Genomic DNA, 21,469 nt, shown 5'->3' with positions numbered 1-21,469 from the left:
GCAATCGAATGCCCTGCCCCCGAAAAAATCAATGCGGTCGAGGGCGGGTGGGCCGCCCGTGAAACTCCGGGCCCGCCCCTCATGCGTTCGTCGGTCGGTCGTCCGGTTGTCCGGACGGACGGCCGACCGACGCGCGGATCAGTCCTCGGCGACCGCGTTCTCCGCGAGGATCGCCCTGAGCCGGGTGGTGCGCGGCTGCGCCGGGCGCTCGGCGACGGCCTGGGCGAGCGCCGGGCCCGCCGCGTGGACCACCGACAGGTGCCGCTCGCCGCGCCCGAAGGCCGTGTAGACCCATTGCCGGGAGAGCGCCGCCCCGGCGTCCTCCGGGACCACGACCACCGCGGCGGGCCAGCGGCGGCCCAGTGCCTGGTGGACGGTCAGCGCCCAGCCGTGCCGCAGCCGGCCGGCCTCCGCGGGCGGGACGGTCCGGCGCGAGCCGTCCGGGAACTCCAGGTGCAGTCCGGCCGCGTCGCCGTCCAGCACCCGGGCCGGGCGGGTGACCCCGGGGGCGGGGGACTCCACCACCCGGTCGCCCGGGTCGAAGCCGCCGAACCGGCCGGGGCCGGGGTTCAGCCGGGCCTTCGCGGCCGCGTTCAGCGCACGCGTACCGGCCGGGCCGCCGTGGCCCGGGGTGAGCAGCACCACCTGCTCGGCGGGGATGCCGAGCGCGCGCGGGATGGAGTCGGTGAGCAGCTGGACGGCGCGGTGGACGGCCTCGCCGCCGTCCTTGGCGGCCAGGATGACCACCTCCTTCTCCGGCGCCTCGACCGGCTGCAGCTCGCCGACGCCGACCCCGGACACCAGCTCGCCGATCGGGCCGAAGTCCGGGGTGCGGGAGGCGACCGCCGGGCAGGCCTTGGCGGCCAGTAGGTCGGCGAAGAACCGGCCGGGGCCGGCCGACCAGAGCTGGCCCGGATCCCCGCTGAGCACCAGCCGGGTGCCGTCGGCGAGCGACTCCAGGACGGTGGCGGCCAGTTCGACGTCCAGCAGCGGCGCGTCCAGCAGGACCAGGAGGTCCAGCGCGAGCGTGCCGTCGGCCGCGCGGCCGGGGCCGGCCGTACCGGACAGCAGCTCGGCGAGGGTCACCACCGGCGTTGCGGCGGGGGAGAGGGCGTCGAAGGAGTCCCGGCCCTGGTCGGTCCAGGTGGCGGCCCAGGCCCGCAGCCCGAGCCCCGTCGCGGCGGCGAGCAGCGCGGCCGGCTCGGCCCGGGCCGCCTCACCACCGGTGTGCAGCACCAGGGCGCTCCCGGCGACGGCCCGGATCAGGGCGGTCGAGGAGGAGGACGGCGCGGCTTCGGCGGCGGCCTCCCAGGCGGCGGGGCCGGGAGCGGCGGGTGCGGGTTCGGCGGACTCCCTGGAGCTCGCTTCCGGGGACGGCTCCCCGTCGCCCTGCTCCCCGCCCTCCTGCTCCTCGCTCTCCTCCTCCGCGTCCTCGCCCGGTACGAAGGTGGCCATCAGCTGAAGCAGCTTCTCGGCGAGGCTGTCCTCCGCCATCGCCGGACCCTCCAGGGCGAGCAGCATCCGGGTCGGCGGCTCGGCCTCCTCCTCGTCGCTGTTCGCCGCCGGGGCGCCGGGTCCGGTCAGTTCCTCCTGGAACGACAGCAACCGCCCCTCGGCGACGGCCTCCGCGATCGCGGCGAGCGGGTCCGGGACCCGGAGCCGTTCCAGTCCGGAGACCACGTCCTTCGCGTCCTGGGCCGAGTGCCCGCGCAGCGCCGCCTGCTCCAGCAGCCAGACCACCAGGGCCCGGGCGCGTCGCTCGTCGTCCGGGCCGACCGAGGTGCCGAGCAGGCCGCGGGCGAAGTGGTCCGCGTGCTCGGGGCGCACACCGGGGAGCCCGAGGACCGCCCACGGGTCCTCGCGCAGTTGCTCCGCGGCCCCCTCGCCGAGCGCGGCCACCGCGGCGGCGGCCAGGTCGGCGGGGGCGCCACCGGCGGTCAGCACCGCGGTGGTCTCCCGGAGCGCGTCCGCGCTCGGCGCGGCGGGCCGCATCGGCGCGGCGACCGTGGGAGCGGCCGGCCGGGCGACCGGCGGGGCCACCGGGGCGGCCTCGGCCGGTTCAGCCGCCGACGGAGCAGCCGTCGCCTCATCGGTACCCGGCTCGGCAGCCACCGGCGCGGCCCCCTCGGCCCCGGAGCCCTCGGGCCCCTCAGCCCCGGACCCCTCGGACTCCGAAGCCTCCGAAGTCTTCGGAGCGGAAGGCCCGAGCCGGTGGGCCCCCGGCCGCGCCTCCTGCTGCTCGATCCGGCGCATCCGCGCCACGATGTCCGCGATCGTCGCCTGGTCGGGCGCGGCCGCGGCCGCAGCCCCCTCCGGAGCGCCGTTGCCCGTGCCACTCATCGTCGTCCGCTCCAAAGCTCACTCCACTGCACGTTCTGCACTGCTCGTTCTGTACCGCGTCGTTCTGTGCCGCTTGTTCTGTACCGCGTCGTTCTGCACCGCACGTTCTGCTCGACCGCCCGGTGCCAGGGCTACAGCTCCGTCCACCCCTGGTCCGGGTAGCGGTGCACCGGCGACGAGATGTCGTCCAGCGCGCCGCGGATCTCACCCGGAAGCGTAAGCGCCTCCACTGACAGTGCCGCCTGGAGCTGCGCCACGGTGCGCGCCCCGATCAGCGCGCTCGCCACTCCGGGCCGGTCCCGGACCCAGGCCAGCGCGACCGCGAGCGGACTGCTGGCGAGCCCGTCGGCGGCGGTGGCGACGGCGTCGACGATCCGCCGGGAGCGCTCCCCGAGGTAGGGCTGGACGAACCCGGACAGGTAGGGCGAGGCGCCGCGCGAGTTCTGCGGGACGCCGTGCCGGTACTTGCCGGTGAGCACCCCGCGGCCGAGCGGCGAGCCCGCCAGGATGCCGACCCCGGCGTCGAGGGCGGCGGGCAGCGCCTCGCGCTCGATGCCGCGCTGGAGCAGCGAGTACTCCACCTGGGCGCCGGCCAGCGGCATCCGGTCGTGGTGGGCGCGCTGCCAGGTGGCGGCCTTGGCGAGCTGCCAGCCGCTGAAGTCGCAGACGGCGGCGTAGCGGGCGCGGCCGGAGGAGACGGCGATGTCGAGGGCGCTGAGGGTCTCCTCCAGGGGCGTGGTCGGGTCGAACGCGTGGACCTGCCACAGGTCGACGTAGTCGGTGCCGAGCCGGTGCAGCGAGGCGTCGAGGGCGGCGAGCAGGTGGCCGCGGGAGCCGTCGAAGCGGCGGGCGGACTCGGGGACGCTGCCCGCCTTGGTGGCGATGACGAGTTCGGAGCGGGGGACGAGGCTGTCGGTGAGGCGGGAGATCAGGTACTCGGCCCCGCCGTCGGCGTACACGTCGGCGGTGTCGACCAGGTTGCCGCCGGCGTCGACGAACTCCTTGAGCTGCTCGGCGGCTTCGTGCTCGTCGGTGTCGCGGCCCCAGGTCATGGTGCCGAGACCGAGGCGGGAGACCTGTAGGCCGGTGCGGCCGAGGTGACGCTTTTCCATCGGACGGGCCCTCCACTGGCCGGTGGCACCGGTGGCCCGGTAGCCCCGGTGAACGCGCAGGTGGGGAGAGCGCTCCCCACGTCGGCTGAGCGTAGCGGCCGGTCCCCGGGCAGGGGTGCCGACCCGCAGAACGATCAATGCGGCGGGTGTGACCCAGACCACCACTACCCGTCAGTAGCATGACCTGGGCGGACGCGGCTACGCTCGCCGGCAAGGCCCGCCCGACGTGCTGGCACGCCCCGCCCGACCGGCCACGACGCCCGCCCGACTGGCCACCGGGCCCACCCGACTGGAAGGTTCGGCACATGCGACTCGGTATCAACCTCGGCTACTGGGGACTCGGCATGGACGCCGACAACATCGCGGTGGCCCAGGAGGCGGACCGGCTCGGCTACTCGGTCTGCTGGGCGGCGGAGGCGTACGGCTCGGACGCCGCGACGGTGCTGAGCTTCGTCGCCGCGAAGACCGAGCGGATCGACGTCGGTTCGGCCATCTTCCAGATCCCGGCCCGCACCCCGGCGATGACCGCGATGACCGCCGCGACCCTGGACACCCTCTCCGGCGGCCGCTTCCGGCTCGGCCTCGGCGTCTCCGGCCCGCAGGTCTCCGAGGGCTGGTACGGCGTGAAGTTCGACAAGCCGCTCGCCCGCACCCGGGAGTACGTGGAGATCATCCGCAAGGCGATGTCCCGCGAGCGCCTGGTGCACGAGGGGGCGAACTGGACCCTGCCGCTGCCCGGCGGCCCGGGCAAGCCGATCAAGCTGACCGTGCACCCGGTGCGCGAGCAGATCCCGTTGTACATCGCCGCGATCGGCCCGAAGAACCTGGAGCAGACCGGCGAGATCGCCGACGGCTGGCTCGGCATCTTCTTCGCCCCCGAGCACGCCGCGCTCTCGCTGGACCCGTTGAAGGCCGGGCGCGCCAAGGCCGGCAAGTCCCTGGAGGGCTTCGACCTCTGCCCGACCGTCACCCTCGCGGTCGGCGAGGACATCAAGGCCGGGGTCGACTCCCAGCGCTCCTACGCCGCCCTGTACATCGGCGGCATGGGCAGCAAGGAGAAGAACTTCTACAACCAGCTGACCCGGCGCATGGGGTACGAGCAGGCCGCCGACGAGATCCAGGAGAAGTACCTGGCCAAGGACTACGCGGGCGCCGCGGCCGCCGTCCCGCACGACCTGATCGACGCCACCTCGCTGATCGGCGACACCGCCCGGATCGCCGACCGGATGCAGGCCTACGCCGACGCCGGCGTCACCACGCTGACCCTGGCCCCCGGCGGAATCGACTATTCGCTGGAAGGCAGGATCAACGCTCTCCGCGTGGGTGTGGAGGCGCTGGAACTGGCCGGGCTCGCCTAACGGCGGGCATCCCCTGGGGGCCGGGTTCGCCCGTTCAGCGGCGCGAGCCGCCCCGGCCCCTGGGGAAGACATGTCCAGTATGACCAGCACCAACGACGCGCCCGTGACGCCGTACGACGGCTGCGGGCGCTGTCTGCTCGGCGTTCGCCGCCTCTCCCGTGTGCAGGCCGCTACCAGCTCACCGGCACGGCAGCGAGACGCGATCCTTGACGCGGTCGAGCGCGCCGGAGGACACATCATCGGGTGGGCGGACGACTGGGAGGTGTCTGGCGCGTCCGACCCTCTCACGCGCCCGAAGCTTGGCCCGTGGCTCAAGGGCCAGCGAGGGCCCTACGACGGACTTGCGGCGTCCGCAGTGGACCGCCTTGGTCGTGACGTACTGGAGGGTCTGCGGCTCGCCAAGGAGACCAACGCGGGCCGTCTCCTGCTCACCGCTGATCACCCCGGCTTCTGGGACCTGGACGACCCGAGCCAGGAGATCGAGTTCAACGCGAAGCTGTTCGGCGCGCAGATCGAGCACCGGAACATCCGGACACGGAATCGGGAGCGCGCGGTGCAGGCCCGTACGGCGGGGGAGATCGCCGGGCGGCCCGCGTACGGGTTCATGCACGTGCGGCTGGCCCACGGCGGGAAGGTGGACCACACCGAGAACGAGCCGGAGTCGGAGACCGTGGCCCGGGAGTTCGCCCGCCGCCTGCTCACTGACGAGACCGGCCGTGTGACAGTGGACTCCGAGGCCGCCCGGCTGACCCGCGCAGGGGTGCTGTCCCCCTCGGACTGGTCGAGGGTGATGTACGGCAAGGAGCCAATCGGCGGCCGGTGGTCGGGGAACGTGATCAAGCGCATTTGCCTCTCGGATGCCTCCCTGGGCTACCTGACGCACAAGGGCAAGGCCGTGCTTGGCCCGGACGGGCACCCCGTCCGGATCGCTCCCGGACTGTGGGACCGGCCTACTCAGGCGGCGCTGCGAAAGAAGCTCACGAAGGCCCCGGCGGGTCCGCGCGCTGCCAAGGGTGAGCTCCTGCTGTCCGGTGGGGGCTTCTGCGGCGTCTGCGCCGTGCGGCTGTACCGGAGCACCACGTCTCACAAGGAGGGCATCTTGCCCGCTTGGGCGTGCACGGCCCGCACGGACGGCGTGAAGGGCTCCGAGGAGTGCCCGCAGCCGGTCGCACCGATCTCTGAGATGGACGCGGTCACGGAGCGACGGTTCCTGGCTGACTTCGGCCCGGCCGAGTTCACGGAACGAGTGTGGGAGCCGGGCAACGGCGTGGCTCAGCGCGTCGCGGACCTGACGGCCGACCGGAAGCGGCTGCGCGACGACCGTGCGGCGGGCCTGTACGACGCCCCGGATGACGCCGAGTGGTTCCGCCGGGAGTACGCCCGGATGGGCAAGGAACTGGAGACCGCGAAGGCGACGCCGGAGAAGCCTGCCGGTTGGTACTCGGTACCGACTGGGCGCAGGGTCGCGGACGAGTGGCGGGACGGCGACAACGTGGCTCGGCGGGAGCTGCTGGAGGCTTTCAGCGTCCGCGTGCTGCTGTTCCCGGCGCGGGGCCCGCTCAAGCGAGACCCCCGGATCGTGGTCACGATCCTGGACCCGAAGGCGGAGGAGCTGGCCGACGTGCTGGAGGCGGCACGGGCCGAAGCCGCCTGATCGTCGCCGTACGGTGGGCCGTCGGCTGGGCTCTTCGAGTCTGGCGGGCGGCCCGCTGTCGTTGTGGGAAACCTCCCAGCCGGCGAGCGGGGTGACAGCCCGGGGTTGAGCGGTTGTCCGCTTCGGGATTTGTAGGGCTTCCACAGGGTGTGCGGTTCGCGGTGGACCGGCCGGAGGCGGTGTGGAAGAAGCCGCGCCGATGGGAGCCGAAGGGGTAGGGACGCGTGGACTCTGACGCTTGTTAACCGTCCCGGCTTAATACGTGTGGAGATGTTCTCTGTCATGAGAAGACGGGACCGGTGTTAACCGGACTGCCTGAATACAGGTGGAGAGACGCGGGCGCCTGGTGCTTGTGGCTGCCTCTGTGACGGACCCCGGCCGTGTGCCGGGGTCTCTTGCTTTTGCCTCGGGATTCGTCCTGGGGCGAGAGGACGGGTGCGCTCCTGGTCGTTCATGATCACCGGATTCGTCGGGAGGAGAGCAGGGATGGAAGTCTCCGCCTCGGACCTGTGCCGGGTGTGCGGGGTGCGACCCCGGGCCCGGGACGGCCCCTTGCGGCTGTGCGGGGACGACCGCTGCCGCAGGGCGTTCAAGCTGGCCGAGGAGTCGCGCCGCGCGGCTGTCAGAGAGCTTGCGGCCCCTGCACTGTGCGGCGAGTGCGGCGCTGCTTCGGGCAAGCGGCCCGCCCGCGCCGGGCAGGTCACCTACTGCGAGCCCTGCATGGCCGAGCGCCGGGAGCGCCGCCGCGAAGACGCGCGCCGCGCCGAACTGCTGGAACGTGCCAGACCGGGGCCCCGGCCGTGCCGCAACCCCCGGTGCACGAGCGCTGTGGACGCCCTGGCCGACCCCCGCAGGCGCTACTGCTCCGGCAAGTGCTCCCGCGCCGCCGAGCACGCCCGCCGCAAGGCGCGGCAGGCCGGTAGAGACCCCGGGGAGAAGCCCCGCCCGTGCCGACGCTGCCGCTTCCGCAAGGAGGTGATGCAGTTCCCGGACGGCGTCTGTCGCGCCTGCCAGGCCGAGCAGCGCCGCCGCCTCAAGGACCGCCGGGAGTCGATCCGCCGGAACGTCTCGCAGCGGTTCGGTCGCCACTGCGCGTACTGCCCGCCCGGCCTGGCCACGCCGGGCGAAGTCCTGGACCACGTCCGGCCGGTGGCGCGCGGCGGGCTCACGGAGGTCGCCAATCTCCGCTGGGCCTGCCGGGACTGCAACACCGACAAGGGCGACATGCTCCTGACCGAGTGGATCTCACCCCACGAACGCCTGACCCCCCGTCGGATTAGGGGGGATGTCGTGACGTGCGCAAACCCCCCGACCCCCTGACCCCAGGGAGGGGGCCGCACCCCGACCCGACCCCGCCGAGCCCCTTGCCACAGCGGGGCGAGCCCCACCCGCACCCCCGACCATGATCACCAAAATCGGGGCGGGTGAGGCCGCCAACGTGCCGTTTCACCTCGAACCTCCTGGTGATCATGAACTCCGCCATCCGACCGAAAGAAGGACCCACGACCGTGATACACCCGTTCTCCCTCGCCGCCCGCCGCAAGGCCCTCAACCTGTCCGTGGCCGAGGTCGCCGACCGCGTCGGCGTCCACCTCGCCACCGTCTACGCCTGGGAGGCCGAGGACAAGACCCCGACCCCCGCGCACTACCTCAAGTGGTGCAACGCGCTCTCGCTGACCTACCGCGACGTGGTCAACCACGAGGTATGGGAGGCCAACCCGGACGCCGAGTTCATGTTCCTGTCTGCCCTGCTGGGTCTGCGGCGCACGGGGGACCAGTACTTCATGGGCGGTGAGGCCCGGCTGTTCCGCGCTCCGGAGGGTCACCGTCCGCCGACCGCCGCCGACCTGTTCAACGGGGCCCTCGCGGCTTCGGCTGGCTGATCACCCCCACACCCCAACTCCCCAGCCCCGTGCCGCAGATGGCCGGGGCTTTCGCGTTCTCGCCGCAGCGGCGGGAACCCCAGGAAAGGCGCCACCCCTATGCCCAGCAACACCTTCGAGATATCCGACGTCGTCGCCGTGAGCCTGGCCCTGATGCGCTCGAACTCCGTGCTCGGCGAGTGCGTGATGCGCGATGCCGAGGCCGCGTTCTCCGGCGGCCGGGGCGACTCGGTGCGGGTGCGCACCCCCAAGCGCCGCGTCGCCCAGAACTTCAACGGCACCACCGTCTACACCAAGGTGGAGGAGGGCCACGTGCAGGTGAAGCTGACCGACGAGCCGACCGACGCCGCAGCCTTCACCACAAAGGACATGACGCTCAACATCGAGAGCTTCGGCGAGCAGGTCCTCAAGCCCCAGATGGACGCGGTGTCGACCTACGTCGAGAAGTCTGCCGCCACGCTGCTGAACACCGCCAGCAAGGCCACCGCAGCGCGCGTGATCAAGCCGGACGCCAAGCACGGCGAGCCGGGTCACGTCGTGAAGATGCTGACCGCAGCAGCCGCCGACTTCACCCGCCGGGAGATTCCCGCCACCGACCGCTTCCTGGCGATCGGCCCGGACGTGCAGAACATCCTCCTGGACGTCGAACAGCTCCAGAAGGTCAACGAGGCCGGGGAACCCCACGCGCTGCGCAACGCGACCATGGGCGAGCTGTTCAGCTTCCGGGTGGTCGTCTCGCCCTACCTGGACGGGGCAGTGGCGTTCCACAAGACCGCGTTCGCCCTGGCCGTGCGCGCGCCCAGCGAGGTGCAGGGCGGGGCCCGTTCGGTGTCCGCCACCGACAACGGATATGCGATCCGGGCAACCCTGGACTTCGACCCGTCGGTGAAGTCGGAGGTCTCCATCGTGGACACCCTGTGCGGCGTGGCCACCATCGACGCCACCCGCGCCATCGCCTTCACGGTCGCCCCGCCCGCCAAGCTGTGACCCCAGCGGAGCGGGAGCCCCTTCCGGGAATGGACGGGGCTTCCGCCCGTCCCCGCTTGCTGTCCCTGCTCGAAGACCGGAGAGACCCATGCCCGCCGACCACCCCACGCCCGCCGAGGCCATCCCCGGGGGTGTCACCCACCCTGACACCCCCGCCCAGCGCGACGCCACGCCGACCCCCGCAACCGAGGCCGCTGAGCCCACACGCCGGCCGGAGTTCGACCCCGACCCGCGAGACGCCCGAATCGCTGACCTGGAGGCGGAGTTGGCCCATGTCCGCGAGGAGCACAGCGGCGCGGCCGTGGAGGCGGACGAGCTACGCGACCAGGCCGCCGAGGACGCCCGCCGGGCCGAGGCGGAACAGGTCATCGCCGGGTACTCCCTGCCGCCGTTCGCCGCCGACGCCGCCCGCGCAGCCGCCCCGTTCGTGGACCTGGACGCGCTGTGCCGCAACCTGGCCGAGGCCGCCACCCCGCGCCCGCTGCTCGGCCGTGGCGGACTCGACCCGACCGCCCCAACCAAGCCGGACCATCAGGCCATCGCCGAACGGCTGCTCCGCCGGGCGTGGTGACCGGGCCTGAGGGATTGCGGGTACAGGCTGTACCCGCAATTCAGCGGCAGGCAACCGAGCAAGGCGCGCAGGGCAAGGGTTTTGGAGGGACAGGATGTCCCTCCAAAGTCAGGACCAACGAGCCTTGCACGAGGTTGAGTTGGCGTCGTCGTTCGCCGACTCAAGGCGCGCGAGACATGATCACACACGAGGCTTCGGCGCGCGCCCGGGCGTGACGCCGGTCACGGCACCCCGGGGGGTGACTCCCTCGTGCGCCTTCTTCTTCTCCGGGGCGTCATAGCAGGCCAGCACCGATGCGAACGCAGGTCGAGGCACCCTCATGTGCACCTCGTATCTCAGCTCTCACTCTCTGTAATACCTGGAGGTTCCCCCATGATCACTAGCACTGACCGTGAGCAGGTCCGCGCCGATCTGCTCGCCACCCTGACCACCGATACCGAGTACGCCGACGGCTTCGGTCTGGACCCCTTCGACCTGCTCGCGGTGGACAACGCCGCTGCCCTGCTGGCCGACGCCAACGCGCTTGACGAACAGGTCCGCTCGGATGGCCGGATGGTCTCCGGTGGCACCCGGCACGGCGTGATGGTGCTACACCCCGGCATCGCGCAGGCAGAGCGGAACCGCACTGCCGCCGATCGCATCTTGCGCCAGCTCCGCCCGCCCTCCGACGACGGCCCGAAGCGCGGTCACAACGGTCACGCCGCCGCCCGTGCTCGCTGGGGTGACCGGATCTGAGAGGAGGTCCGCCTGTGGCCCGCTGGAAGCCCGAGGCGCTGGCCCGCCGCGCCGCCCCTCGCACGCTCGCCGACCTGGCCGCGTGGCTGGTCGCGCTCGACCACGCCCGGGGCATCTGCGACTGCCCCGCCGACCGCTGATCCACCCAGCCCCGGCCGTCCCTTCGTGGGGCGGTCGGGGCCTTTCGTCGTTTCCGGCTAGTCACCCTCTGGCCAGGGCGACCGGACCGAGCCCCGAGCGCCAGGTGAGACTGACAGTCAGGTTGCCGGGTTGCAGGAGGTCTTGACGTGATCACTCTCTCGGGTGACGGTGGGGTGCACGTTCCCGCAATCGCGTAGAGCTGGAGATCGTCGTGACTCTAGGTTTCATCGGGATCGACCCCGACACGGGCAAGTCCGGGTCGCCTACGGTGTGGGTCGAGGAGGAGACCGCAGATCTCATCTTTCAGGGGATCACTGCTGATGATGAGCTGGTGGCTCTGGTCAGCTCACGGGAGTGGGCCCCGGGTCACGACGCGGGTATCCCCGCTCACGAGACCGTGGTACGTATCCCGGCACGGTTGGTGCCGATCATCAGGAAGGCGTGCGATGCCGCAGAACGTGCCCAGCTTCGAGGAGTTGCTGAGCGCCGCTCGGACGACAGCGGTACATCTGGAGATGCGTGATACCTACGGCGTTCCCGACGAGGCGGAGGCCGTAGCTCTGTTCGCACGGACCGGGGAGTCAGACCTCGACCCCGACTCCGAGTACTGGCACGAGTGGACGGCCATGGTCCGCGAGACGACCGCGCGGGGCGTGGTGATGCGCCGCGCTCGGATCGTGTCCGAGCCGGTCAGCCTGTACACGCGGTACCTGCACTCGATGACCCTGGTGAACGTCTCGGCCGGCGAGTTGGTCCGCTGGCTGCCGAGGCGTCAGGCGTCTGACATCGCCCTGCCTGGCAACGACTTCTGGGTGTTCGATGATCGGATCGTCCTCTTCAACCACTTCACAGGGGATGGGGATTGGGCGGAGCCGGGGCTCTCGTACACCGAGGACCCGGCCGTTGTGAAGCTCTGCGGCTCCGCATTCGAATCCGTCTGGGATCGCGCCGTCCCACACGAGCAGTACGCCGTCTGACCATCTCTCACTCCCGCGAACACCGGACAGCCAAGCTCACATGTCAAGATCTCCGTCTTCGAGTGCCCAGGCAGCGCGTCAGGCCCTCGCTGCCCGTCTAAAGGACATCAGGAAGGACTCGGGGCTGAACGGCCGTGAGGTGGCTGCTCGGTGTGGGTGGCACCCGTCGAAGGTGTCCCGCATCCAAGAGGCCAACGCCGTACCGTCCGAGGCGGACATCCGGGCGTGGTGCGCGGCGTGCGGTGCCGACGACCAGACGGCCGACCTGATCGAGACGTCCCGTGCGGTCGAGTCGATGTACGTGGAGTGGCGCAGGATGCACCGCAACGGCATGCGGCTTGCGCAGGACGAGTCCTACGTACTGCACGAGCGAGCCGAGTTGTGCCGAGTGTACGTCTCCAACGTCGTGCCCGGCTTCTTCCAAACTGCGGACTATGCAACTGCTTTGATGCGGTCGATCACGGAGTTTCAGGGCACCCCTGACGATGTGGCCGAGGCCGTTGCCGCGCGGATCGCACGGGGTCGGTTCCTGTACGAGGGGAACCACCGGTTCGCGGTGCTAATGGAGGAGTGGGTACTCCGCTCACGGATCGGGAGCGCTGAGACGATGGCGGGTCAGCTCGGCCACCTGCTCACGGTGATGCCGCTGCCGTCAGTCTCCCTGGGGATCATCCCGTTCACAGCTCGGCGGACCGTGTGGCCGCTCGAAGCGTTCTACATGTACGACGACGCTCATGCAGTGGTGGAGACCTTGACGGCCGAGGTGAACGTGAAGCAACCCCGCGAACTGGCCGACTACAGAAAGGCGTTCGCTGAGCTGCACAAGCTTGCGGTGTACGGATCGAAGGCCCGCGCGCTCATCACTGCCGCCATCGACGCGTTGGAGTGATTCGCTGCAATCCGGAGCAACTTCGTAGCGACGCGATCCGGCCTCTCCCTACCGTCCTGTTGCGGGATTCCGCGTGGGATTGCACGGGAGGTTGCGACCATGAGCACTCGAACCGAACGGGCCAGCGAGCAGGCAGCGCCGCAGACGTGCGCCGAGTGCTCGCGGCTGGACGGCCTGGCGGAGGAGTACAGCGCGCGGGGCCGGGGTCACAACCCCTCAGGCCTGGGCGATGTGCGGGTGATGCGGAAGCGTCACGCTGACGCGGGTACCTGCCCGTTGGCGGTGCGCGATGCCGCGTGAGCCGCTGACGGAGTTTATGACGGGACAGTCCGGAGCCGAGGCCGCCGAGGTGCTGTCCGTCATGGAGTCCAACCTGCCGGGCATCACGGCGAGCGCGTGCCTGGAGTGCCAGATGTTCGACGCCTGGGCGAGCATGTATGCCCGCGAGGGCAACGCCGAGCGGCTGGCCTGGGTCGGCCGTCAGCGCACCCGCCACCGGGCCCCCGAGTACGGGGAGTGCTCCGACCCGACGCGGTCGAACACCTTCGAGGACCCCGAGGACGGCGAGCATGCCCGATGACGACCGCCCAGCCCTTCCCCCGACGTCGCCGACCGAGGCGGAGACGGACGACTCACCTGCCGACGCCCCGCCGCTTGAGCCGGTCCGGGACTCTCCGACGCTGACCCGCCTGCGGGCTGCCGTCCGGGAGATCAACGACCGGCCGCCGTGGGCTCGCTGATCCCTTCCACAGTCTCCCGCGCCCCCTCCCCGTGGAAAGGGTACGGCGCGGGTGGGCCCTCCCCGGCTGCTGCTTACAGGCCGCCAGGCCGAGGAGGGCTTCCGCAACACCGAACGACCCTGGCACCGACCGGTGTCCGGCTCGCCTCAGTGTGAGGAGGCCACAGTATGACGACCCCTGCGCCGAAGGACAGGCCCCCAGGCCCGATGCCGCCGCCGAGCGGCAGGACCACCGACACCACCACCCCCAGCGAGTAGGAGGCACCACCCATGAGCACCATCACCATGAAGCACAAGGGCGACTCGAAGCCCCCACCGAAGCACGCGGGTTCCCCCGCCAAGGAGAACCCCAACCCGCAGCCGCAGCCAAAGTAGACGGCGGCTGATCTGACAGACTGGCAGGTCCCTCGCGCGCGCCGTGAGGGACCTGCCCCGCTTGCAAGGGAGCACAGATGGACGACCGGATCGTGATCTCGTACAGCTCGCGGCACTTCTCCGGCGAGGACTGGACGGAGAGGGCTGACCGCTGGACGGCGGCGTTCTACGAGAACGACGCTGACCGAGTGCTGGGTACCGCCGTGATCACGCGCGTGGTCCCCGGGGTGACCCCGAACCCCCGCCAGGCGTTCGCCGCCGACCCTGGCGTACTCGACCGCATCCCCCGCGTGATCTTCACCGAGGACGGCGAGCTTGCGCCCGTGGTGGCCGAGCTGCGCCCCACGCTGCTGCTCCTGCTGGAGTCGGTGGAGGTGGCGGCGGAGTGGCGGGGCAAGGGTGTGGGCATGCGGCTGGCCGTCGAGGCGCTGCGTCGCCTTGCCGTGCCCGGGGCACTGGCCGTCTGCTACCCGGCTCCGGTGCACCCGCAGCACGGCCCAGGTGAGGTGTGCTCGTACGAGTCGGACGATCCGGAGGTGCGGCGGCCGGACGAAGAAGCCGTGGCCAAGCTCCGGCGGGCCTGGGAGGAGCACGGCTTCTCGCTGCTCGCCGATGGGGTGTACGCCCGCCGCATGGGGCCGTGAGCGCCCGGCCGGGCTCCGAGTATCCTCTACTGGATAAACGAATCTGGCCCCCTCCGGCTTCACCCTGGACGAGCGGATCCGGGCGCTGCGCACCGGCGTGGAGGCGCTGGAGCGGGCCGGACTGGCCTGATCCGCCGGAGGGGTTCGAGCGGCACTACAGCCAGTCGTGCCGCTTGAACACCCGGTGCAGCACCACGCAGACCAGCGCCATCAGCGACAGCACCGCCGGGTAGCCCCAGGGCTGGTGGAGCTCGGGCATGTCGTCGAAGTTCATCCCGTACACGCCCGCGATCATGGTCGGTACGGCGGCCAGCGCCGCCCAGGCCGAGATCTTCCGCATGTCGTTGTTCTGCTGCACGCTCACCTGGGCCAGGTTGGCGCCGAGGATGTCGGACAGCAGCCGGTCCATGCCCTCCACCTGGTCGTTCACCCGGGCCAGGTGGTCGGCGACGTCCCGCAGGTAGGGGGCGGTCTCCGGCTGGACGAAGGGGGCGCCGCGCTCCAGCCGCAGCATCGGTTCCAGCAGCGGGGCGACGGCCCGGCGGACGGTCATCACCTGGCGCTTGTAGCCGTAGATCCGCCCGGCGGTGTCGCGGCCGACCCGGCCGGGGGCGAAGACGTCCGCCTCCAGTTCGTCCAGGTCGGCCTGGAGCGCGGTGGCCACCTCGACGTAGCCGTCCACCACGGTGTCGCAGACCGAGTGCAGCACCGAGCTGGGCCCGTAGCGCAGCAGTTCGGGTTGCCGTTCGAGCCGGGCCCGCAGGCCGCTGAGCGGGGTGTCCTCGCCGTGCCGGACGGTCATCACGAAGTCCGGGCCGAGGAAGACCATCACCTCGCCGCTGGTGACGGTACGGGTGTCGGCGTGGTGGCCGAGGGTCTTGAGGGTGACGAACAGCGAGCCCTGGTAGGCCTCGACCTTGGGGCGCTGGTGGGCGCTGACGGCGTCCTCGACGGCCAGCGGGTGCAGCGCGAACTCCTTGCCGACCCGGTCGAGTTCCTCGGTCGTCGGTTCGAACAGCCCTATCCAGACGAACGCTCCCGGGCCGGCCTCGCGCGCGGTGGCGAGCGAGTCGGTCAGGTCCTCGGAGGTCCCGAGCCGGCGGCCGTCCCGGTAGGCGGCGCAGTGCACGATCATGCGGGCCATTGTCCCCCGGACCGCACTCCACGGCGGGGTCCGGAGGCCGTAGGCTGAGCCCCATGCCCACCCTGCTGCTCGTCCGTCACGGCCGCTCGACCGCGAACACCGCCGGGATCCTGGCCGGTTGGACCCCCGGCGTGGACCTGGACGACACCGGGCGCGCCCAGGCCGCCGCGCTGGCCGGGCGGCTGGCCGGGATCCCGCTGGCGCTCGCCGTCAGCAGCCCGCTGGAGCGCTGTCGGCAGACCCTGGAGCCGTTGCTCGCCGCCCGCCCCGAGCTGGGCGCGCCGACCGAGGACGAGCGGCTGGGGGAGTGCCACTACGGCGAGTGGACCGGCCGCCCGCTGGCGGAGCTGGCCAAGGAGCCGCTCTGGCGCACCGTGCAGGACCACCCCTCCGCCGCGGCCTTCCCGGGCGGCGAGTCGCTGCGCGCGCTGAGCCACCGTACGGTCGACGCCGTCCGCGAGTGGAACGCGAGGATCGCCGACGAGCACGGCGAGGCCGCGGTCTGGATCGCCTGCTCGCACGGGGACGTGATCAAGGCGGTGGTGGCCGACGCGCTCGGCCTGCACCTGGACCACTTCCAGCGGATCAGCGTCGAGCCCTGCTCGGTCACCGCGATCCGCTACACCCCCCAGCGGCCCTTCGTGCTCAGAACGGGCGACACCGGCGACCTCGCCTCGCTGGCGCCCCGGCCCTCCGCCGCCCCGGCCACCCCGGCCGGTGACGCGGTGGTCGGCGGCACGGCCTGAGCGGCGCCGCCCGCCCCGTGCACCCGGCCCGCCCCACGCACCCCGTCCGAACGGCGCGCGACACCGTCCGGGCCGGCGGGTGCCACCCCGTCCGCGGCCCCCGGCTCGGCTCCCCGGCCGGGGCCCGGAGGTCGTAGGGTGACTGGTGAGTGCCCCGTAGTCCGACCACCCGCCCAGGTGGACAACCCCGCGATCCCGCTTGGCGGATCCGCACCGACCGACACGATCCGGAGCTAGAGCGTGCCCCGTCAGGTCTTCTTCTACGACCAGCCCGAACGGTTCGTGGCCGGCACCGTCGGCCAGCCCGGCGCCCGGGCGTTCTACCTGCAGGCCAGCGCCCGGGGCCGGATCACCAGCGTGCTGCTGGAGAAGACCCAGGTCGCCGCGCTCGCCGAGCGCATCGAGGAGGTCCTGGACGAGGCGCTGCGACGCAGCGGGGGCGACTCCGCCATCCCGGCCGCCGCGCCCCAGGACCTGCTCGACACCGCCCCGCTGGACCTCCCGCTGGAGCAGGAGTTCCGGGTCGGCACCATGGCCCTGGCCTGGGACAGCGTGGACGCCTGCCTGGTGGTCGAGGCCCAGGCGCTGGTGGAGGAGGACGAGGAGGAGGACGGCGAGGAGGCCGCCCCCCAGGACGACGAGAACGGCCCGGACATGCTGCGGGTGCGGCTGTCCGGCGCGATGGCCCGGGTGTTCGCCAAGCGCGCGCTGGACCTGGTCGCGGCCGGCCGCAAGCCCTGCCCGTTCTGCAACCTGCCGCTGGACCCGGAGGGCCACCTGTGCCCGCGCGCGAACGGCTACCGGCGCTGAACACCGAGACCCCGCCGCAGGCCGACCCGGCGGCGGCCGCCGCCCTCGCCGCCGACGTGCCCACCGCCCTGGCGCTGCTGCGCCGGGGCGGGCTGACCGTGCACGGCCGGCTCACCGAGGCCTCCAACGCCGCGCTGTACTGCACCGTCGAGCACGACGGGCTGAGCGCCCAGGCCGTCTACAAGCCGGTGGCGGGCGAGCGCCCGCTGTGGGACTTCCCGGACGGCACCCTGGCCGGCCGCGAGGTCGCCGCGTACGAGCTGTCCGCGGCGACCGGCTGGGAGCTGATCCCGCCGACCGTGCTGCGCGACGGCCCGCACGGGCCGGGCATGGTGCAGCTGTGGGTCGAGCCCGACCCGGAGGCCGAGCCGCTGTTGGCGTTGCAGGATCCGGCCGGCCCGGAGGAGGGCTGGCTGCCGATCGTCCGGGCCGAGGTCGAGGGCGGCCGCACCGCGCTGCTGGTGCACCACGACGACCGGCGGCTGCGCCGGCTCGCGGTGCTGGACGCGGTGCTCAACAACGCCGACCGCAAGGGCGGCCACCTGATCCCGGCCGCCGACGGCCGGGTGTACGGCATCGACCACGGCGTCACCTTCAACACCGAGGGCAAGCTGCGCACCCTGCTCTGGGGCTGGGCGGGCGACCCGCTGCCCGCCGAGGCGCTGGAGGTGCTGGCCGGGCTGGCCGAGCAGTTGGAGGGGGCGTTGGCCGAGCGGCTGGCGCCGCACCTGACCGCCGCCGAACTGGACGCCACCCGCGCCCGGGTGGCCGGGCTGCGGGGTTCGGGCAAGCACCCGCTGCCCTCCGAGGACTGGCCCGCGATCCCCTGGCCGCCGGTGTAGCGCGGGTTCCACCGGCGGAGCGCGGGTTCCGTCGGGTGGAGCGCGGGTTCCGCCGGGGTTACCGGCCGGTGGTCTGGACCTGTCACCGGAACAGGTCGCACACTGCTCCGATGGACGTGCGACGGACCACCCCCACCCCCCGCCCCGCGCCGGACCTGCCGTTGCACCGCCTGCAGGTCCCACTGCCCCACGTGCTGCCCTTCGCGATCGGAAGTTTCGACGCGATCGGCCCGCTCTCCCGCGCCAACTTCCCCCACCGGCACTCGTTCCACGAGATCGTCATGGTCACCGGCGGCCACGGCGCCCACGTCCTGGACCTGGTCCACCGGGCGCTGGCGCCACCGCAGTTGTGCGTGATCACGCCCGGCCAGGTGCACCACTGGGCGGACGCCGAGGAGCTCACCGGCCGGGTCGTCCTGTTCAACGAGGACTTCCTGCTGGGGCACCCCCAGGACCTCGCCGCGCTGCGCGCGCTGGCCGCCCGCCCCGGCATCGCGCTCGGCGAACAGGCCGGCCCCATCGCCCGGTTGCTCGCCGACATGGAGCAGGAGTACCGGACCAGGGCGCCCGGCTACCAGGGCGTGCTGCGGGCCAGCCTGCACATCCTGATCGTCCGGGCGCTGCGCGCCTGCACCCCGGACGACCGGCCCGCGGTGCCCACCCGGCCGGCCGAACTGGCGGCCGCCTTCACCCGGTTGATCGCCAAGCCGGGCGGGGTGCGGCACTCGGTGGCCTCCACCGCCCAGGAACTCGGGGTCTCCCCGGGGCACCTGCAGACCCTGGTCAAGCAGGCCACCGGCCGCACCCCGGGCGGACTGATCCGCCGGCAGCAGACCCTGGAGGCCAAACGGCTGCTCGCCTGCACCGATCTGACGATCCGCCAGGTCGCCAAGGAGGCCGGTTTCGCGGACCCGGCGTACTTCTGCCGCTTCTTCCGGCGGGAGACCGGGATGACCCCGGGGGAGTTCCGGGGCAGGGTCGACGGAAATCACCACGATCCCCGGATCATGTCCATCGCCGTCGCACCGGACGGTCCGTAACGTTCCTACTGGCCACCGGCGGCCGGGCCAGCGCGCGGACGGCGGCCGGTTCGGCCCTTGTCATGCCCCCACCATGGCAAGGGCCGCCCCCACCTCCCCCCACGAAGGATCCACCGGAAGGAGACGGCGCATGCCCCCGTCCGACGGCATGATCAGCCGCAAGACCGTCCTGAAGGCCGCCGCCGCGCTCGGGGCCGCTCCGCTGCTCGTCGGCGGCGGGGTCGCCCTGGCCCGCGACAAGGTCGGCACCGGCCGCATCCCCGGCCTGACCCCCGAGTGCCACGACGGGGACGACCCGACCGTCGAGCAGATCGAGGGCCCGTACTTCAAGCCCGACTCCCCGCTGCGCAGCTCGATGGTGAACGACGGCCCGGGCACCCGGCTGACCGTCAGCGGCTACGTCTTCGGCCGCGCCTGCCGGCCCGTCCCCGGCGTCCTGCTGGACTTCTGGCAGGCCGACGACGGCGGGAACTACGACAACGTCGGCTACACCTTCCGCGGCCACCAGTTCACCGACGCCAACGGCGCGTACAGGCTGGACACCGTCGTCCCGGGCCTCTACCCGGGCCGCACCCGGCACCTGCACGTCAAGCTCCAGGCCCCCGGCCGGCCGGTCCTGACCACCCAGCTGTACTTCCCGGGCGAGCCGCGCAACAACACCGACACCATCTACGACGCCCGGCTGCTGATGAACGTCCAGCAGAACGGATCCGGCGAGAACGCCACCTTCGATTTCGTGCTGGACGTGCCGCAGACCCCGGGCACGCCGAGCCCGACGGCCACCGCCACCCCGACCGGAACCCCGACCGGCGGGCCCACCACACCGCCGAGCGGCAGCTGGGCGGCCGGCCGGGCGTACAACGCGGGCGACCGCGTCACCTACTCCGGCGCCTCCTACGTCTGCCTCCAGGCGCACACCGCCCTGGTGGGCTGGGAGCCGCCGAACGTGCCGGCCCTCTGGCAGCGGTCGTAGCGGCTCCGGCCGCTCCCCCGAGGAGCCGGGCGCCCGGTCGGCGGCAGGGCCGACCGGGCGCTCACCCGTGTCCGGAAACGATCGGACCGAATCACCGGTCCGAAAGGGAACGCGCCGGACCAGTCGCAGGGTGACCGGGTAACGACAGGAAGCTAATCCAGTCGATCTTCGTTACTGGTTAGGCTTTCAAATGTTCTCAAGGTTAAGGTCGATCCCATGCATGCCTGGCCCGCCTCCGAGGTTCCCGCCCTGCCTGGTCAGGGGCTCCCCCTCCACATCTTCGACACCGCAGCGGGCACGGTCCGCGAGGTCGTGCCGCAGGACGGCACCGCCCGGATCTACGTCTGCGGCATCACCCCCTACGACGCGACCCACATGGGCCACGCCGCCACCTACAACGCCTTCGACCTGGTGCAGCGGGTCTGGAGGGACGCCGGCCACGACGTCCTCTACGTCCAGAACGTGACCGACGTGGACGACCCGCTGCTCCAGCGCGCCGTCGAGACCGGCCAGGACTGGGTGGCCCTCGCCGAGCGCGAGACCGCCCTGTTCCGCGAGGACATGACGGCCCTGCGGCTGCTCCCGCCGGCCCACTACGTGGGCGCCGTCGAGTCGATCCCGTGGATCGTCCCGATCGTCCAGAAGCTGCTGGCCTCCGGCGCCGCCTACCGGGTGGACGGGGACATCTACTACTCGGTCGACGCCGACCCGCACTTCGGCGAGGTCTCCGGGCTCACCCGCGAGGCCATGCGCCCGGTCTTCGCCGAGCGCGGCGGCGACCCGGACCGCGCCGGCAAGCGCAACCCGCTGGACGCCCTGCTCTGGCTGGCCGCCCGCCCGGGCGAGCCCGCCTGGGACACCGAGCTCGGCCACGGCCGCCCCGGCTGGCACATCGAGTGCGTGGCCATCGCCCTGCAGTACCTGGGTATGGGCTTCGACATCCAGGGCGGCGGCAGCGACCTGTCCTTCCCGCACCACGAGATGGGCGCCGCGCACGCCCACAGCGCCACCGGCTCCCACCCGTACGCCAAGGCGTACGTGCACGCCGGGATGGTCGGGCTGGACGGCCAGAAGATGTCCAAGTCCCGCGGCAACCTGGTCTTCGTCTCGGCCCTGCGCCGCGAGGGCGTCGACCCGGCGGCGATCCGCCTGGCGCTGCTCTCCCACCAGTACCGCGAGGACTGGGAGTGGACCAAGGCCGTCCTGGACGAGGCCGTCGAGCGCCTCGCCCGCTGGCGGGCCGCCGTCTCCCGGCCGGACGGCCCGGCCGCCGAGCAGCTGCTCGCCGAGGTCCGCACCGCGCTGGCGAACGACCTGGACGCGCCCGCCGCGCTGGCCGCCGTCGACCGGTGGGCCGCGCAGCAGGAGACCGAGGGCGGCACCGACATCGGCGCGCCCGGCCTGGTGACCCGCACCGTGGACGCCCTGCTCGGCGTCGCGCTGTGAGGCCGACGCCTTGAGAACGCCGAAGGGGCGGCGGGCCGAGAACTCCCCGCGCCCCCGAGGCGC

General features: G+C 72.4%; 22 protein-coding genes. 19 read left to right on the top strand and 3 right to left on the bottom strand.

All coding sequences use genetic code 11. The annotated features are described in order from the left end of the window. Positions 1 to 138: 138 nt before the first annotated feature. Both ACFV8H_RS35875 and ACFV8H_RS35870 read right to left on the bottom strand, forming a co-directional pair. Positions 139 to 2,340, bottom strand: a complete 2,202-nt coding sequence (locus tag ACFV8H_RS35875; RefSeq protein WP_380408218.1) for a helix-hairpin-helix domain-containing protein — start codon at positions 2,338 to 2,340, stop codon at positions 139 to 141. Positions 2,341 to 2,471: 131 nt separating this feature from the next. Then, a complete protein-coding gene (locus tag ACFV8H_RS35870; protein WP_380408217.1) occupies positions 2,472 to 3,452 on the bottom strand; it encodes an aldo/keto reductase in 981 nt (326 codons plus the stop codon). Positions 3,453 to 3,757: 305 nt separating this feature from the next. On the opposite strand from ACFV8H_RS35870, the gene ACFV8H_RS35865 reads away from it, so the two are divergent. From ACFV8H_RS35865 to ACFV8H_RS35805, 13 genes are all read left to right on the top strand, one after another. Next, on the top strand, positions 3,758 to 4,810 hold the full coding sequence (locus tag ACFV8H_RS35865) for an LLM class F420-dependent oxidoreductase (protein WP_380408215.1): 1,053 nt from the start codon (positions 3,758 to 3,760) through the stop codon (positions 4,808 to 4,810). 79 nt (positions 4,811 to 4,889) lie between these two features. Continuing rightward, positions 4,890 to 6,464, top strand: coding sequence for a recombinase family protein (locus ACFV8H_RS35860; protein WP_380408213.1), 1,575 nt, complete (start codon positions 4,890 to 4,892; stop codon positions 6,462 to 6,464). Between the two features lie 486 nt (positions 6,465 to 6,950). Then, the gene (locus tag ACFV8H_RS35855) at positions 6,951 to 7,784 is read left to right on the top strand and encodes an HNH endonuclease (RefSeq protein ID WP_380408211.1); all 834 of its coding nucleotides are present in this window, start codon (positions 6,951 to 6,953) and stop codon (positions 7,782 to 7,784) included. Positions 7,785 to 7,972: 188 nt separating this feature from the next. Continuing rightward, on the top strand, positions 7,973 to 8,347 hold the full coding sequence (locus ACFV8H_RS35850) for a helix-turn-helix transcriptional regulator (RefSeq protein WP_380408209.1): 375 nt from the start codon (positions 7,973 to 7,975) through the stop codon (positions 8,345 to 8,347). 99 nt (positions 8,348 to 8,446) lie between these two features. Further along, positions 8,447 to 9,334 (top strand): P22 phage major capsid protein family protein, encoded by an 888-nt coding sequence (locus ACFV8H_RS35845; protein WP_380408207.1) that lies wholly within the window; start codon positions 8,447 to 8,449, stop codon positions 9,332 to 9,334. An 88-nt stretch (positions 9,335 to 9,422) separates the two neighbouring features. After that, positions 9,423 to 9,905: a hypothetical protein gene (locus ACFV8H_RS35840; RefSeq protein WP_380408205.1), complete on the top strand. Its 483-nt coding sequence runs from the start codon at positions 9,423 to 9,425 to the stop codon at positions 9,903 to 9,905. A 372-nt stretch (positions 9,906 to 10,277) separates the two neighbouring features. Then, complete coding sequence (locus tag ACFV8H_RS35835) at positions 10,278 to 10,640, top strand: hypothetical protein (protein ID WP_380408204.1); 363 nt, start codon at positions 10,278 to 10,280, stop codon at positions 10,638 to 10,640. 14 nt (positions 10,641 to 10,654) lie between these two features. Further along, entirely contained in the window at positions 10,655 to 10,780 is a 126-nt protein-coding gene (locus ACFV8H_RS35830) for a hypothetical protein (protein ID WP_380408203.1), read from the top strand. Between the two features lie 212 nt (positions 10,781 to 10,992). Next, complete coding sequence (locus tag ACFV8H_RS35825; RefSeq protein ID WP_380408201.1) at positions 10,993 to 11,304, top strand: hypothetical protein; 312 nt, start codon at positions 10,993 to 10,995, stop codon at positions 11,302 to 11,304. Then, positions 11,228 to 11,758, top strand: a complete 531-nt coding sequence (locus tag ACFV8H_RS35820; RefSeq protein ID WP_380408200.1) for a DUF6879 family protein — start codon at positions 11,228 to 11,230, stop codon at positions 11,756 to 11,758. Before ACFV8H_RS35825 ends, ACFV8H_RS35820 begins: the two co-directional genes overlap by 77 nt. Positions 11,759 to 11,798: 40 nt before the next feature. Beyond that, positions 11,799 to 12,647: a helix-turn-helix domain-containing protein gene (locus ACFV8H_RS35815; protein ID WP_380408198.1), complete on the top strand. Its 849-nt coding sequence runs from the start codon at positions 11,799 to 11,801 to the stop codon at positions 12,645 to 12,647. A 316-nt stretch (positions 12,648 to 12,963) separates the two neighbouring features. Then, the gene (locus tag ACFV8H_RS35810) at positions 12,964 to 13,227 is read left to right on the top strand and encodes a hypothetical protein (RefSeq protein ID WP_380408196.1); all 264 of its coding nucleotides are present in this window, start codon (positions 12,964 to 12,966) and stop codon (positions 13,225 to 13,227) included. Positions 13,228 to 13,838: 611 nt separating this feature from the next. Continuing rightward, positions 13,839 to 14,405, top strand: coding sequence for a hypothetical protein (locus tag ACFV8H_RS35805; protein ID WP_380408194.1), 567 nt, complete (start codon positions 13,839 to 13,841; stop codon positions 14,403 to 14,405). 154 nt (positions 14,406 to 14,559) lie between these two features. Here the strand turns inward: ACFV8H_RS35805 and ACFV8H_RS35800 are convergent, their stop codons facing one another. Next, positions 14,560 to 15,540 carry a magnesium and cobalt transport protein CorA gene (locus tag ACFV8H_RS35800; RefSeq protein ID WP_380408193.1) on the bottom strand — a complete coding sequence of 327 codons (981 nt, stop codon included), beginning with the start codon at positions 15,538 to 15,540 and terminating at the stop codon, positions 14,560 to 14,562. Between the two features lie 62 nt (positions 15,541 to 15,602). On the opposite strand from ACFV8H_RS35800, the gene ACFV8H_RS35795 reads away from it, so the two are divergent. The 6 genes from ACFV8H_RS35795 to mshC all read left to right on the top strand — a co-directional run bounded on the left by ACFV8H_RS35795 (position 15,603) and on the right by mshC (position 21,406). Further along, positions 15,603 to 16,295, top strand: coding sequence for an MSMEG_4193 family putative phosphomutase (locus tag ACFV8H_RS35795; protein WP_380408191.1), 693 nt, complete (start codon positions 15,603 to 15,605; stop codon positions 16,293 to 16,295). Positions 16,296 to 16,535: 240 nt separating this feature from the next. Continuing rightward, positions 16,536 to 17,105, top strand: a complete 570-nt coding sequence (locus ACFV8H_RS35790) for a DUF3090 domain-containing protein (protein ID WP_380408189.1) — start codon at positions 16,536 to 16,538, stop codon at positions 17,103 to 17,105. 56 nt (positions 17,106 to 17,161) lie between these two features. Then, complete coding sequence (locus ACFV8H_RS35785) at positions 17,162 to 17,947, top strand: SCO1664 family protein (protein WP_380408230.1); 786 nt, start codon at positions 17,162 to 17,164, stop codon at positions 17,945 to 17,947. 110 nt (positions 17,948 to 18,057) lie between these two features. Beyond that, positions 18,058 to 18,987 (top strand): AraC family transcriptional regulator, encoded by a 930-nt coding sequence (locus tag ACFV8H_RS35780; protein ID WP_375897013.1) that lies wholly within the window; start codon positions 18,058 to 18,060, stop codon positions 18,985 to 18,987. Positions 18,988 to 19,060: 73 nt separating this feature from the next. Then, positions 19,061 to 19,960: a carbohydrate-binding protein gene (locus ACFV8H_RS35775; protein WP_380408187.1), complete on the top strand. Its 900-nt coding sequence runs from the start codon at positions 19,061 to 19,063 to the stop codon at positions 19,958 to 19,960. Positions 19,961 to 20,176: 216 nt separating this feature from the next. Further along, the gene (gene mshC / locus ACFV8H_RS35770; RefSeq protein ID WP_380408185.1) at positions 20,177 to 21,406 is read left to right on the top strand and encodes a cysteine--1-D-myo-inosityl 2-amino-2-deoxy-alpha-D-glucopyranoside ligase; all 1,230 of its coding nucleotides are present in this window, start codon (positions 20,177 to 20,179) and stop codon (positions 21,404 to 21,406) included. The last annotated feature ends 63 nt before the right edge of the window (positions 21,407 to 21,469 follow it).

This window comes from Kitasatospora sp. NPDC059827 (assembly GCF_042731675.1).
GTDB lineage: Bacteria > Actinomycetota > Actinomycetes > Streptomycetales > Streptomycetaceae > Kitasatospora.
The sequence above is the reverse complement of the archived record's forward strand: the minus strand, read 5'-3'. Positions and strand labels throughout refer to the sequence as shown.

Coding starts and splice junctions, on each gene's coding strand:
- ACFV8H_RS35820 (WP_380408200.1), top strand. CDS start 11,228: ATGCCGCAGAACGTGCCCAGCTTCGAGGAGTTGCTGAGCGCCGCTCGG.
- ACFV8H_RS35835 (WP_380408204.1), top strand. CDS start 10,278: ATGATCACTAGCACTGACCGTGAGCAGGTCCGCGCCGATCTGCTCGCC.
- ACFV8H_RS35780 (WP_375897013.1), top strand. CDS start 18,058: ATGGACGTGCGACGGACCACCCCCACCCCCCGCCCCGCGCCGGACCTG.
- ACFV8H_RS35800 (WP_380408193.1), bottom strand. CDS start 15,540: ATGATCGTGCACTGCGCCGCCTACCGGGACGGCCGCCGGCTCGGGACC.
- ACFV8H_RS35840 (WP_380408205.1), top strand. CDS start 9,423: ATGCCCGCCGACCACCCCACGCCCGCCGAGGCCATCCCCGGGGGTGTC.
- ACFV8H_RS35815 (WP_380408198.1), top strand. CDS start 11,799: ATGTCAAGATCTCCGTCTTCGAGTGCCCAGGCAGCGCGTCAGGCCCTC.
- ACFV8H_RS35775 (WP_380408187.1), top strand. CDS start 19,061: ATGGCAAGGGCCGCCCCCACCTCCCCCCACGAAGGATCCACCGGAAGG.
- ACFV8H_RS35860 (WP_380408213.1), top strand. CDS start 4,890: ATGACCAGCACCAACGACGCGCCCGTGACGCCGTACGACGGCTGCGGG.
- ACFV8H_RS35845 (WP_380408207.1), top strand. CDS start 8,447: ATGCCCAGCAACACCTTCGAGATATCCGACGTCGTCGCCGTGAGCCTG.
- ACFV8H_RS35870 (WP_380408217.1), bottom strand. CDS start 3,452: ATGGAAAAGCGTCACCTCGGCCGCACCGGCCTACAGGTCTCCCGCCTC.
- ACFV8H_RS35805 (WP_380408194.1), top strand. CDS start 13,839: ATGGACGACCGGATCGTGATCTCGTACAGCTCGCGGCACTTCTCCGGC.
- ACFV8H_RS35865 (WP_380408215.1), top strand. CDS start 3,758: ATGCGACTCGGTATCAACCTCGGCTACTGGGGACTCGGCATGGACGCC.
- ACFV8H_RS35875 (WP_380408218.1), bottom strand. CDS start 2,340: ATGAGTGGCACGGGCAACGGCGCTCCGGAGGGGGCTGCGGCCGCGGCC.
- mshC (WP_380408185.1), top strand. CDS start 20,177: ATGCATGCCTGGCCCGCCTCCGAGGTTCCCGCCCTGCCTGGTCAGGGG.
- ACFV8H_RS35810 (WP_380408196.1), top strand. CDS start 12,964: ATGACGGGACAGTCCGGAGCCGAGGCCGCCGAGGTGCTGTCCGTCATG.
- ACFV8H_RS35795 (WP_380408191.1), top strand. CDS start 15,603: ATGCCCACCCTGCTGCTCGTCCGTCACGGCCGCTCGACCGCGAACACC.
- ACFV8H_RS35855 (WP_380408211.1), top strand. CDS start 6,951: ATGGAAGTCTCCGCCTCGGACCTGTGCCGGGTGTGCGGGGTGCGACCC.